Source organism: Leifsonia shinshuensis, from assembly GCF_014217625.1.
GTDB lineage: Bacteria > Actinomycetota > Actinomycetes > Actinomycetales > Microbacteriaceae > Leifsonia > Leifsonia shinshuensis_A.
The window spans coordinates 792,639-805,370 of sequence record NZ_CP043641.1 but is presented as its reverse complement, the minus strand read 5'-3'; the positions used below and the strand labels follow the sequence as shown (position 1 = coordinate 805,370).

General features: G+C 73.1%; 11 protein-coding genes. 3 read left to right on the top strand and 8 right to left on the bottom strand.

What is annotated here, in order from left to right:
• Positions 1 to 14: 14 nt before the first annotated feature.
• Both F1C12_RS03855 and F1C12_RS03850 read left to right on the top strand, forming a co-directional pair.
• A complete protein-coding gene (locus tag F1C12_RS03855; RefSeq protein WP_185277520.1) occupies positions 15 to 1,187 on the top strand; it encodes a glycoside hydrolase family 3 N-terminal domain-containing protein in 1,173 nt (390 codons plus the stop codon).
• Between the two features lie 104 nt (positions 1,188 to 1,291).
• Positions 1,292 to 1,843, top strand: a complete 552-nt coding sequence (locus F1C12_RS03850; protein WP_185277519.1) for a YceI family protein — start codon at positions 1,292 to 1,294, stop codon at positions 1,841 to 1,843.
• Positions 1,844 to 1,930: 87 nt separating this feature from the next.
• Here the strand turns inward: F1C12_RS03850 and F1C12_RS03845 are convergent, their stop codons facing one another.
• From F1C12_RS03845 to F1C12_RS03825, 5 genes are all read right to left on the bottom strand, one after another.
• A complete protein-coding gene (locus F1C12_RS03845; protein WP_185277518.1) occupies positions 1,931 to 5,323 on the bottom strand; it encodes an error-prone DNA polymerase in 3,393 nt (1,130 codons plus the stop codon).
• On the bottom strand, positions 5,323 to 6,921 hold the full coding sequence (locus F1C12_RS03840; protein WP_185277517.1) for a DNA polymerase Y family protein: 1,599 nt from the start codon (positions 6,919 to 6,921) through the stop codon (positions 5,323 to 5,325). The genes F1C12_RS03845 and F1C12_RS03840 overlap by 1 nt, the downstream gene beginning before the upstream one ends.
• Positions 6,922 to 7,617, bottom strand: a complete 696-nt coding sequence (locus F1C12_RS03835) for a hypothetical protein (RefSeq protein ID WP_185277516.1) — start codon at positions 7,615 to 7,617, stop codon at positions 6,922 to 6,924.
• A gap of 139 nt (positions 7,618 to 7,756) precedes the next feature.
• On the bottom strand, positions 7,757 to 8,605 hold the full coding sequence (locus F1C12_RS03830; protein WP_185278764.1) for a DUF3097 domain-containing protein: 849 nt from the start codon (positions 8,603 to 8,605) through the stop codon (positions 7,757 to 7,759).
• Between the two features lie 81 nt (positions 8,606 to 8,686).
• Complete coding sequence (locus F1C12_RS03825) at positions 8,687 to 8,977, bottom strand: DUF6504 family protein (protein ID WP_185277515.1); 291 nt, start codon at positions 8,975 to 8,977, stop codon at positions 8,687 to 8,689.
• 103 nt (positions 8,978 to 9,080) lie between these two features.
• Between F1C12_RS03825 and F1C12_RS03820 the strand changes: the two genes are divergently transcribed.
• The gene (locus tag F1C12_RS03820; RefSeq protein WP_185277514.1) at positions 9,081 to 9,602 is read left to right on the top strand and encodes a DUF1707 SHOCT-like domain-containing protein; all 522 of its coding nucleotides are present in this window, start codon (positions 9,081 to 9,083) and stop codon (positions 9,600 to 9,602) included.
• A gap of 18 nt (positions 9,603 to 9,620) precedes the next feature.
• On the opposite strand, the gene F1C12_RS03815 is transcribed toward F1C12_RS03820, so the two are convergent.
• The 3 genes from F1C12_RS03815 to F1C12_RS03805 are packed head-to-tail and all read right to left on the bottom strand — an operon-like array spanning position 9,621 to position 12,715.
• Positions 9,621 to 10,730 (bottom strand): VIT1/CCC1 transporter family protein, encoded by a 1,110-nt coding sequence (locus tag F1C12_RS03815; protein WP_185277513.1) that lies wholly within the window; start codon positions 10,728 to 10,730, stop codon positions 9,621 to 9,623.
• Entirely contained in the window at positions 10,727 to 11,707 is a 981-nt protein-coding gene (locus F1C12_RS03810) for a helix-turn-helix transcriptional regulator (RefSeq protein ID WP_185277512.1), read from the bottom strand. Before F1C12_RS03810 ends, F1C12_RS03815 begins: the two co-directional genes overlap by 4 nt.
• Positions 11,708 to 11,746: 39 nt before the next feature.
• The gene (locus tag F1C12_RS03805; RefSeq protein ID WP_185277511.1) at positions 11,747 to 12,715 is read right to left on the bottom strand and encodes a cation diffusion facilitator family transporter; all 969 of its coding nucleotides are present in this window, start codon (positions 12,713 to 12,715) and stop codon (positions 11,747 to 11,749) included.
• Positions 12,716 to 12,732: the final 17 nt, after the last annotated feature.

The following is a 12,732-nucleotide window of genomic DNA, read 5'->3' as shown; positions in this document are numbered from 1 at the left end:
GTTACCATCAGGGGATGCGCCGCGCCCGAGGGATGACGGCCGCCGCCCTCCTGGTGCTCGCGACGACGCTGGGCGGGTGCGCGGCCGGCGGTTCGGCGCACCCTGCGGAGACTGCGCCCAGCTCGCCGGCCGGGGCCTCCGGAGCGCCGCGCGCCGCCGCCACCCCGGATCCCGTCGTGGGGTACGCGGAGGAGCGGCTGCAGAACCTGACCCTCCGCCAGAAGGTGGCGAGCCTCTTCATGCTGCACGCACCCGGCACCGACCCGGCTGCGCTGCGCGGGTTCGTCGACCGCTACGGGCTGGGCGGCGTGATCCTGATGCCCGACAACATCCCGGCCACCCCGCCGGCCCTGGCGGCGGAGACCGCGGCCACCCGCGCCTCGGATCCCGGCCTGCCGCCGCTCGTCGGGATCGACGAGGAGGGCGGCGACGTCACCCGGCTGCCGTGGGACGCTCAGCCCGGCGCCGAGACGCTGCGGTCGCAGCCGCCCGCCGCCACGCAGCAGGCGTTCGCCGCCCGCGCCGCGCTGCTGAAGCAGGCCGGCGTGAACCTCAACTTCGGGACCATCGCGGATGTGACGGCCGATCCGCACTCCTTCATCGCCGACCGCATCCTCGGCACCGACCCGGCGTCCGCCGCCGCTCGGGTCGCCGCCTCGGTGACGGGGGAGCGCGGCACGGTGCTGAGCACGCTCAAGCACTTCCCCGGGCACGGCGAGACGGAGGCCGACTCGCACCACACGGTCCCGACCGCCGCCGTCGACCACGCCCGCTGGGCGGCGCAGGACGCGCCGACCTTCCGCGCGGGCATCGACGCGGGAGCGGAGGTCGTGATGTTCGGCCACCTCGTCTACAGCGGGGTGGACTCCCAGCCCGCGTCGCTGTCGCCGGCCTGGCACCGCATCCTCCGCGACGAGCTGGGCTTCAGCGGCGTGACCATCACCGACGACCTCCGGATGCTGCAGGACACCGGGCTGCCGCAGTACCAGGACGCGGGCGCGAACGCCGTCGCCGCGATCGCCGCCGGCAACACGATGGTGCTGATGATCCAGGGCGCGGAGGACCCGGACGCCCTGATCGACGCCGTGGTGGCGGCCGTGCAGAGCGGGCGCATCCCGGTCGCGCAGCTCGACGCGGACGTGCGGACGCTGCTCATGCTGCGGCGGTCGATCGCCCTGCACGGTTGACGTGTCAACTTTTTTTCGAGATTCCGGAATACCCGCCCGATACATGCGGTTGCATGGACTCTGACAGCGTCAGACACACGCAAGCTTCGAGCAAGGAGAACCGAATGAGCATCGACATCCCCGGATACAAGGCCGGCACCTGGACCATCGACCCCGTGCACAGCGAGGTCGGCTTCAGCATCCGTCACCTCATGATCAGCAAGGTGAAGGGCGTCTTCGAGAACTTCGACGCGACCTTCGTCACCGCCGAGAACCCGCTGGAGTCGACCGTCTCCGCCACCGCCCAGGTGGCCTCCATCAACACCAAGAACTCCGACCGCGACGCCCACCTGCGTACCGGCGACTTCTTCCTCGCCGAGGAGTTCCCGACGATCGGCTTCGTCTCCACCGGCGTCCGCCACGAGGACGGCGACTTCCTCGTCGACGGCGACCTCACGATCAAGGGCGTGACCAAGCCGGTCACCTTCGAGTTCGACTTCGGCGGCTTCGGCCAGGACCCGTACGGCAACTACAAGGCCGGCGCGACCGCGAAGACCAAGGTCAACCGCGAGGACTTCGGCCTCACCTACAACGCCGCCCTCGAGACCGGCGGCATGCTGCTCGGCGACGACGTCGTCATCACCCTCGAGCTCCAGGCTGTGCTCCAGCAGGCCTGACGCTCCACCCCCTTCCGTCGAAGGGCACGTAAACGCCCCTAAAACCGTGTTTTAGGGGCGTTTGCGTGCCCTTCGGTGTTCGTGGGGTCAGCGGAAGTCGCGGGAGGCGGTGCGGATGGCGGTCTCCAGTGGCTCGAGGCGGTCGGCGATCACGTTGACCACGCCCTCCTCGCTGCGCTCCAGGATGCCGCGGACGATCATCGCCGGCGCCTGCCTGGCCACCCGGCGGTAGCGGTTCCACACCCCGACCGGGCAGATGATGTTGACCAGGCCGGTCTCGTCCTCCAGGTTGAGGAAGGTCACACCCGCCGCCGTGGCCGGCCGCTGCCGGTGGGTGACCACGCCGCCCACCTCGATGCGGCGCCCGGACTCGGCGGCCGCCAGGGTGTCGGCCGCCCGCACGCCGCGCGCCGTCAGCGCCGGGCGCAGGAAGCGGATCGGGTGGTCGTCGGTGGAGATCCCCGTGGCCCACAGGTCGCTCGCCAGCTGCTCGGCGGGGGAGAGCATCGGCAGCAGCGGAGGCTGCACGGTGATCGCGGTGCCCGCCAGGTACTCCGGACGCTCCTGGGCGGCGTTGCCGGCCTCCCAGATCGCCTGCCGCGGGCTCAGCCCGAACCCCTCGAACGCCCCGGCCGCGGCGAGCGCCTCCAGCTGCGCCACCGTCAGCCCCACCCGGCGGGAGAGGTCGCTCAGGTCGCGGTAGGGGCCGGACGCCTCCCGCTCGGCCACGATCCGCCCGGCGAGGGTCTCGCCGATGGAGGTCACGCCCGCCAGCCCCAGCCGCACCGCGTGGCCGGCGTCGCGGCGGTGGGCGGCGAAGTCGAGCGGCACGGCGCGGTCGAAACCGCCGACCGGGGGCTGGTCGGGCTCCAGGCACGGGTCGGTCCCGGTCGGCCCCTGCCTACTCTCGTCGATCGCCTCCAGCAGCGGGAACACCCCGGAGAGCTGGATGTCCGGCCGGCGCACCACCACGCCGTGCCGCCGCGCGTCGGCGGTGAGCGTGCGCGGCGAGTAGAACCCCATCGGCTGCGCGCGCAGCAGCGCCGCGAGGAACGCGCCGGGGTAGTGCAGCTTCATCCACGAGCTGACGTAGACCAGCAGTGCGAAGCTGATCGCGTGGCTCTCGGCGAAGCCGAAGTTGGCGAACGCCTCGATCTTCTCGTAGATCGCGTCGGCGTCGGCGCCGACGATCCCGTTGTGCGCCATCCCCTCGTAGAGCTTCGCCCGCAGCGCGCCGATCTTCTCGATGCCGCGCTTGGAGCCCATCGCCCGGCGGAGCAGGTCGGCGTCCTCCGCGGTGCAGTCGCCCACGGCGACGGCCATCTGCATCAGCTGCTCCTGGAACAGCGGGACGCCGAGTGTCCGCTCCAGCACCGGCACCAGCGCGGGGTGCAGGTAGGTCACCTCCTCCTTGCCGAGCTTGCGGCGGATGTAGGGGTGCACGGCGCCGCCCTGGATGGGGCCGGGCCGGATCAGCGCGATCTCGATCACCAGATCGTAGAAGCTGCGCGGCTGCAGGCGCGGGAGGGTGCCGATCTGCGCGCGGCTCTCCACCTGGAACACCCCGATCGAGTCGGCGCGGCACAGCATGTCGTAGACGCCGGCCTCCTCCTTCGGGATGCTGTCCAGCGTCCACGCCTCGCCGAGCGACGCCTCGATGGTGCGCATCGAGTAGTCGAGCGCGGAGAGCATCCCGAGGCCGAGCAGGTCGAACTTGACCAGGCCCATCCAGGCGCAGTCGTCCTTGTCCCACTGCAGCACGGTGCGGTTCTCCATGCGGGCGTGCTCGATCGGGCACACCTCGCCGACGGGCCGGTCGGTGAGCACCATGCCGCCGGAGTGGATGCCGAGGTGCCGCGGGAACTTCAGCACCTGCTGGGCGAGGTCGACCACCGCCTCCGGGATGTCGTGGTCGTCGGTGCTGGTGACCTTGCTCCAGGAGTCGATCTGCTTGCTCCAGGCGTCCTGCTGCCCGGTGGAGTGGCCGAGCGCCTTCGCCATGTCGCGCACGGCGTTCTTGGGCCGGTAGGTGATGACGTTGGCGACCTGGGCGGCGTTGTGCCTGCCGTACTTGGCGTAGACGTACTGGATGACCTCCTCGCGCCGGTCGGAGTCGAAGTCGACGTCGATGTCCGGCTCCTCCTCGCGCATCGAGGAGAGGAAGCGCTCGAACGGCAGGTCGTACTTGATCGAGTCCACCGCGGTGATCCCGAGCAGGTAGACCACCGCCGAGTTCGCCGCGGAGCCGCGGCCCTGGCAGAGGATGCCGCGGCTGCGGGCGAACCGCACGATGTCGTGGACGATGAGGAAGTAGCCGGGGAAGTCCTTCGCCTCGATCACGTCCAGCTCGCGCTCGATGCGCTCCCGCTTTGCCGGGTTGCGGTCGAGGTCGGGGTAGCGCTCGGCGGCGCCGCGCCAGGTGAGCTCGCGCAGCCAGCTCATCGGGGTGTGGCCCTCCGGGACCTCCTGCTTCGGCAGCTTCGGCCGGGCGCTGCGCAGCCGGAACGCCAGGTCGTCGGCGATGTCGGCCGTGCTCTCGACCGCGCCGGGGTAGCGGGCGAACCGGGCCGCCATCTCGCGGCCGCTGCGCAGGTGGGCGGCGGCGGAGGCGGGCAGCCAGCCGTCCATCTCGTCCAGGCTGCGGCGGGCGCGCACCGCCGAGACCGCCGTCGCGAGCGGGTACTGGGCGGGCGTGGCGTAGTGGACGTTGTTGGTGGCGACGACCGGGAGGCCGAGCCGGCCGGCGATCCGGGCGAGCACGTCGTTGTCTGTGGTGTCGCGCGGGCCGCCCTGGTCGATCAGCTCCACCAGCACGTTGTCGTGGCCGAACAGCTCGGCGAGCCGGGCGACCTCCCGTTCGGCAGCCTGCTCGCCGTGCTCGGCCAGCGCGAGGCGCACGTCGCCCTTGCGGCAGCCGGTGAGCACCATCCACTCGCCGCCGGACTGCTCGGCGAGTTCGGGGAGGCCGTACACCGGGCGGCCCTTCTCCTCGCCGGCGAGCTGGCCGGCGGTGATGGCGGCGGCGAGCCGGTGGTAGCCGGACTGCTGCCGGGCGAGCAGGACCAGGTGGCTGCCCTCCGGATCGGCCTCGCCGTTCTGCGGCCGGCTGAGCGAGAGCGACAGCTCGGCGCCGAACACGGTCTTCACGCGCTCGTAGGCCTCCGCGGCCTCGGCGAGGCGGACGACGCCGTACAGGCCGTCGTGGTCGGTGAGGGCGAGGCCGTGCAGGCGCAGGCGGGTGGCCTCCTCCAGCAGCTCCTCCGGCGCGCTGGCGCCGTCGAGGAAGCTGAAGGTGCTGTGCGCGTGGAGTTCGGCGTACGGGACGTGGCCTTCGTCCGGCTCGTCGGAGATGGACTGCGCGACGTACTTCTGCCGCTTGCGCGAGGAGGGGCGCTCCGGCTGCTCCTGCTCGCTGACGCGGCGGCCGCTCAGCCGGCGCTCGAACTCGGCCCAGGGGATGGGCGGGTTGTTCCACCCCATCAGTCGTACCTCGCCTCCGCGACCCAGGCCGTGCCGGTGAGGGCGAGCAGCCAGGCCGTGCCGTCGGCGTCCACCAGCTGGAAGCGGTGCATGGCGCGGGCGAGCGTCGTGTCCCACCAGCGCTCGCGGACCGGCCAGGGCCCCGCCCAGGAGTCCACCGGGCGGGCGTCGCGGGCCGAGCCGGTGGGGGAGAAGCTGACGATCGGGGCGGTGACGTCGCCGCGGTCGGTGACCTCCACCGGCTCGCCGGACGCGTTCAGCACCGCCACCGGCCGCGGCACCTCGAACACCGTGGAGGGCGCGGGCGCGGGCAGCGACCCCGGCCAGGGCCGATCCGAGCGGGCGACGCCCACCGGCCGGTCGCCCCACGGCACGAGCACCTGCCGGTCGGACAGCGCGCGGCCGCCGCCGATCGTCGCGGTGACCACGGCGTCGTGGCCGAGCATCCCCTGCACACGGGTGAGGCCGTGGTGGATGCGCTCGTCCGCGCCGCCGCCCCACAGGCCGTCCTCGTGGTGGCCGATGTCGTCCACGGCCTCCGGAGCCACCGCGACCTTGGCGATCGGGGAGGCCAGCCCGGAGTCGATGGAGCCGGCGCCCTGCAGTTGCCAGCGCACCCGGTCGACCACGTCGGAGGCCGAGAACAGCCGGGGGTGCTGCCAGCTCCGCTCGCTCACCCTCCCGCGCTCGTCGGTCACCTCGATGCGCAGCGACGTGCAGACCAGGCCGGCCTTGGTGAGCCCGGCGACGAACTGCTCGGCCGTGCCGCGGAACGCGAAGGTCACCTGGTCGACCCGGTCGAGGGGAGGCTCGAACTCGATCGCGCGGTCCAGCACTTTCGGCGGGGTGCGCGGCACCACGGCGGCGCCGTCCATCCCGCTCGCCAGGTCGTGCGCGTGCTCGCCGCGCTCCCCGAACCGCTCGCGGACGTCCAGCCGGTCGAGCCGGGCCAGGTCGCCGAGGCTGCGCAGGCCCAGCCGGCGCAGCAGCGGGGTGAGCTCGGCGAGGCCGAGCTGGGCGACCGGCAGCGGGGCGAGGAAGGCGGGGGAGCCGCCGGGTGGCACGATGCGGACGCGGGGTGCGGTCTGTGCCACCCCGGCGGAAGGGGCGAGCCCGGTGGAGCGGGCGGCCTGCTCGGCGGCGAACGGGCCGTCGGCGATCCCGATCCGCACGTCGTCGAGGGCGAGCCCGGTCACGTTCTCCAGCCCTTCCAGGCAGCGCAGCAGCTCGGCCGCCGCTGCCTCCTCTCCGCCGTAGTACCGCGCGGGTCCGCGCGCCCGCAGCACGCAGGTGCCGGGCCGCACCGCCTGGACGCCCGGCGTGATCTCCTCGATCGCGGTCAGCACCGGTTCGAACGCGCGCGCGTCCAAGACCGGGTCGTAGAGGACGATCTCCAGCTGCGGGCAGCGCGACTGCGCCTCCCTGACCCGGAGCCCGCGGGTGACGCCGTCGGCGCGGGCGTGCGAGGAGCAGGCGAACACCATCCCCTTCTCGATCAGCGCCAGCGGAACCTCCGCGGGCAGCTCGAGCCGCTGCCGCGCGGCGATGACCGGCCAGTCGGGGCACCAGAGCACGATCGCGCGGGTGACCTGGCGCACCTAACTCACCGCCTCCAGGCGCGTGGGGGCGGAGGCGCGGAACGTCTCGTCCATCGCGGGCAGCCAGAGTTCGGCGCGGCGCCGCGGCCCGGCCCCGCCGCGCGGTGCGGCCTCCACCGTCACGCGTCGCGAGTGGAGGTAGCCGGCGCCCTCGCCCAGGCCGTCCCAGCCGCTGCGGACGACGGAGAGCGCCGCCTCCGCCTGCGGCCAGTCGCCGGCGACGACGAGCGTGGCCTCCCGCTGCCGCAGCCGCGCGGTCAGCCGGGCGACGTCGCCGCTTTTCGGCTGCTCCGGGGGCGCGACGGCGATCACACCGAGCACGTCGGCCATCGCGGCGGTGACCGTCAGCCACTGCGGCCCGGGATGCGGCACCAGCACCAGCCGCTCCAGGTCGATGCCGAACCGCCCGGCGGCCTCCGCTCCGAAGTCGGGCATCCCGACCACCCCGCACCAGGCGCCGGCCGCGCTCGGCCCGGCGAGCATCGCCATCAGGAGCGTGCTGGAGCCGTGCACCGTGTAGGCGGCGCCGGCTTTGAGCGCCCCGCCGGGCAGCAGCGCGGCGAGCGCGGGATGCGTCTCCAGCCGCCGCGCGTCGAGCTTCGTCGCCTGCATCTGGCGGATGCGCGACTGCAGCTCGTGCACCTGCGCCCGGTCGGCGACCGGGTCGGGGAAGGCGGGTGCGACTGCCAGGGACATACGTCTATTTTCGAACACATGTTCGAATACCGCAAATGGATTCTGGTGCGCGAAAGCGCGACAGGAGAAACGGCCCGGAACTCCTTCCGAACGTCGTTCTGCGGGAGTTCCGGCGCGTGTTGCGGCGGGATCTCCTGCGCTACGGGCGGCCGACCGGCTCGGTTACGAAGTCGATGAGGCGCTCGACCCGGCCGAGCAGCTCCGGCTCCAGGTCGGCGTAGGTCCGCACCCGGCCCAGGATGAGCTTCCATGCCCGGGCGATGTCGGCCTGCGTCTCGTGCGGCAGCCCGAGCGCCGCGCAGATGCCGTGTTTCCACTCGATGGACCGCGGGATCGACGGCCAGGCCTCCAGCCCGACCCTGGCCGGCTTCACCGCCTGCCAGATGTCGATGTAGGGGTGGCCGACCACGAGCACGTGAGCGCCGAACGGCCCGCGCGCGACCTGCTCGGCGATCCGGCTCTCCTTGGAGCCGGGGACCAGGTGGTCGACCAGCACGCCGATGCGGCGGCCGCGGTCGGGGGCGAACTCGCGCACGATCGCGTCCAGGTCGTCCACGCCCTCCAGGTACTCGACGACGACGCCCTCGACGCGGAGGTCGTCGCCCCACACGCGCTCCACCAGCTCGGCGTCGTGGCGGCCCTCCACGAAGATGCGGCTGGCGCGGGCGACGCGCGCCTTCTGGTCGCCGACGGCGAAGGACCCGGAGGCAGTCCGACCGCGGCCGGCCGGCGCCCGGCTCGGCGCGGCGAGCTTCACGGGCTCCCCGTCGATGAGGAAGGCGGCGCTCAGCGGGAACACCCGCTTCGCCCCGAAGTAGTCCTCCAGCTCGACGGTCTGCGCCTCCAGCCGGACGATCGCGCCGCAGAACCCGGTGCCGGCCTCCTCGACCACGAGATTGCGCACGGCCTCCACGGTCGGCACGGCTTTGCGGCCGGCGTTCTTCCAGTCGCCGGCCAGCACATCGGATCCGTAGCGGTCGTCGTCCATCACGTTCAGAGAGGGTAGGGGATGGGTGGGGCGCGGTGGGGGAGGCTCCCCGAGGGAGGGTGGGATGCGAAGGCGGCTGCCTCAGTCGAAGATCCGCACCAGCCACCAGCTCCGGTCGTCCGCGTCGTGCCGCACGTCGAACACGTGCGCCACCCCGCCGTCGCTGGTCGCCTGGAACCGCCACCCGCCGATCTCCCGCGGCAGCGCCCCGACGCCGTACCGGTGTTCGCCGAACGGCCGCCACCACGCGCAGATCTCCGCCCAGACGGTCGGGGTGTCGCTCACCCGGTAGCGTGTGGAGCGCCAGACCAGGCGGGTCGGGATGCCGTCCTCGGTGGTCCACACGGCCACCGCCTCGTCGATGTCGGTCATGAGCACGGGTTCCTCTCGAAATCGAACGTATGTTCGAATGCAAGTGTAAACCTGCGCGCCGACGGACGCACCTGGAATGCCGTGCGACTGCCATACTGACCCCATGACAGACTTCGGGGATCCGTCGAGCGCGTCGCTGCGCCTCAGCAACGACGAACGGGAGCGCGCCGTCGCCGCGTTGCAGTCCCACGCCGCGCAGGGGAGACTGAGCGACGCCGAGCTGCAGTCGCGGGTCGCGGCCGCGCGGTCCGCCGTCACGCGCGGCGACCTCCAGCCGCTGTTCGCCGACCTGCCGGGGGTGCTGCACCTCGACGGCGCCGCGCCCGCGCAGGGAGCCGCGCCCGCTGCCGCCGGAGGCCCGGCCGATCCGGCCGCCGCCGCGTGGCAGGCGTCGCAGCCCGGACCGGCCCCGTACGGCTATCCGCCGGCTCCCGGCGAGCACGGCCGGCCGGTGAACCGGTGGGGGCTGCTGGTCGTGTCGATCATGCCCTTCGTGGCCGTCATCCTGTTCTTCCTGACCGGGATGGCGTGGGGCTACGCGTACAGCTGGCTGTGGTTCCTGCTCATCCCGCTGGCCGGGGCGCTGGTGTACGGCGTCGACGGAGGGGACCGGCGGCGGCGCTGACCGCGCACTCCAATCGCGTCAGCCGACCGTCGCGCCGAACAGCAGTCCAAGCAGGTACGTCGCGGCCGCCGCACCGTAGCCGATCGCGAGCTGCCGCAGTGCGCGCTTGAGCGGCGACGCGCCCGACAGCAGGCCGACGACCGCACCCGTCCCGAGCAGCACCAGCCCGACCAGCACGGCAGCCACGATGATCGCCGCGGTGCCGGTCAGGCCGAACAGGAACGGCAGGATCGGGATGAGCGCTCCCGAGGCGAAGAAGCAGAAGCTCGACAGCGCAGCGCTCCAGCCGTTGCCGATGGCCTCGTGCTCGTCCTCCGCCGCGCCCTGCACCGCGACGGGCGACGTGTAGGCGCCGAGCGTCGAAAGCACCTCGTGGGCGTGCGCCTGCGCCTCCACCTGGTCCATGCCGCGCGCCCGGTAGACGAGGGTCAGCTCGTTCGCGTCCACATCGAGGTGGGGGAGAGCTGAGCTCGTCGCGGGGTTCGGGCTGGAGGCCTCCAGCAGCTCGCGCTGCGACCGCACCGAGACGTACTCGCCGGCGCCCATCGACAGCGCGCCGGCGAGGAGGCCGGAGATGCCGGTCAGCAGCACGACGTGGCTCGCCACGCCGCTCGCGCTGACGCCGAGCACGAGGGCCAGGTTGCTGACCAGGCCGTCGTTGGCGCCGAACACGGCCGCGCGGAACGTCCCCGACAGCCGCTGCCGGCCGCGGGCGGCGAGCGCGCGCACGACCTCCTCGTGCACCTGCTCGTCCGCGGCCATCTGCGGCGTGGCGTCGGCGTCGTCCGCGTACGGCGACCGGGCCTCTGCGCGCTGCGCCAGGGCGAGCACGAACACCGACCCGAACCGGCGGGCCAGGAAGCCGAGCATCCGGGTGCGGATGTCGCCGCGCAGCGGACGGCCGACCTGGTCGCCCAGGAGGCCGAGCCAGTGCTGTTCGTGGCGGCGCTCGGCGTCGGCGAGCGCGAGCAGGATCTCCCGCTCCTCGCCCTCCCGGCGGCCGGCGAGGTCGCGGTAGACGGCGGCCTCGGCGCGCTCGTCGGCCAGGTACTGCCGCCAGCGCTTGATGTCGGCGTGCGTCGGGGTGCGCGGTGCGGGTGGGGTGGGGGTCGGCTCGGGCGTGCTCATCGGGTGACGAGTCTACCGGCGGAGGTGAAACGCTCGCCCCAGAGAGCGGCCAGTTCGCGCACCTCGGACGGCCCCTCGATCGCGAACGGCGCGGCGACGGCGGCGAGGCCGAACAGCGCCCACTCGGCGGAGTCCGCCGAGATCCGGACCCGGGTGCGCGCCGTCCCGTTGGGCACCGCCGCGTCCGCGGATGCCGTGGCCCAGCGCCCGATCGCCTCCTCCACGACGGCGAGCGGCGCCTCGATCACGGCGTCCACGATGAGCGAGTCCGCCGCGCCGGCGAGCGAGTCGCGCACGTACTCGGCGGCGTCGGCGGCGGGCAGCGTCCGCGGCCGGAACCGTGCACCGGTCGGCCGCGGCCCGCTCATCCGGTCCAACCGGAAGCTCCGCCAGTCGAACCGGCCGATGTCGTAGGCGACGAGGTACCAGCGCCGGCCGACCGAGACCAGCCGGTGCGGCTCGACCGTGCGTTCGGACGCGTCCCCGTCGCGGCGGACGTACGAGAACACCAGGCGCTCCTCGTCGCGGCAGGCCTGCGCCACCACGGTGAGCAGCTCCGCGTCCACCACCGGCCCCGGCCGCAGCTCGGAGGCCAGCGTCGCGACGCGGAGGGCGTCCACGCGCCGGCGCAACCGCGGCGGCATCACCTGGACCACCTTGGCGAGCGCGCGCACGGAGGCGTCCGCGACCCCTGCGATGCCGCTCTGCGCCGCCGTTCGGAGGCCGACGGCCAGCGCCACAGCCTCCTCGTCATCCACCACGAGCGGCGGCAGCGACGCGCCGGCGGCCAGCTGGTAGCCGCCGGCGACCCCGCGCGTGGCGTCGACGGGATAGCCGAGATCGCGCAGCCGCTCCACGTCGCGCCGGAGCGTGCGCGGCGACACCTCCAGCCGGTCGGCGAGCTCCTGCCCCGGCCAGTACCGGTGCGTCTGCAGGAGCGACAGGAGCTGGAGCGTGCGTGATCCGGTGCTGGCCATACCCCCAGTGTGCCGCGAGAACCGGTCGGGATGTGACCGCTATCGCTGTTCGAGCGCGTCCGGGTCGTGCGGCAGCAGCGCCGGGGCGCCGCGGCGGGACAGGGTGAGCACCGCCTCCGCCACGTGCTCGTCGCGCTCGATCGCCCGTTCCACCTCGTACAGGTCGTCGGCGACGTCCGACTCCTTGTCGTCGCCGATCAGGTCGACCGCCGCGACGAGGAACACCCGCTCCGGCCCCACGTACTCCAGGTGCAGATAGGTGACGCGCTCGACCTGGGGATGCTGCAGGAGGGCGACGAGCGCCGCCTGGTTCACCCGGTCCGGCGCGGGCTCGCCGAGCAGGAAGCGCCGGTTGCGGTCGATCAGCACGACCGCGACGACCGCCAGCAGGATGCCGACCAGGATGGAGCCGACCGCGTCGTAGACCGCGTTGCCGGTGAGTTCGTGGAGCAGCACGCCGAGGAACGCGATCACCAGTCCGATCAGCGCCGCCGCGTCCTCCGCGAAGACCGCGCGGAGCGTCGGGTTGGAGGTGCTGAGCACGTGCTCCAGCGTCCCGGTGTCGCGTTCGGCCGCCATCGACCTGGCCTGCCGGAACGACTGGAAGAACGAGATGCCCTCGAACACGAACGCGACGGCGAGCACGATGTAGTTGACCAGGTAGTCGCTGTCCGGCTCGCCGGTGCCGAGCTGGGAGAAGCCGTGCAGGATCGAGACCACCGCGCCGGCCGTGAACAGCCCGACGGCGGCGAACAACGACCAGACGTAAGCCTCACGGCCGTAGCCGGTCGGGTGGAGCTCGTCCTGCGGCCGGAGGGCGCGCCGCTCGGCCTGCAGCAGGAAGATCTCGTTCCCGGCGTCCGCCCAGGAGTGCGCGGACTCCGCGACCATCGACGCGGACCCGGTGAGCACCGCGGCGACGGTCTTCGCGAGGGCGACGACGATGTTCGCCCCGAGCGCGAGCAGGACCGTGAGCAGACTCTGGCCGGAGCGCTTCGGGTTCGCCATGCCCGCAAGAGTAGAAG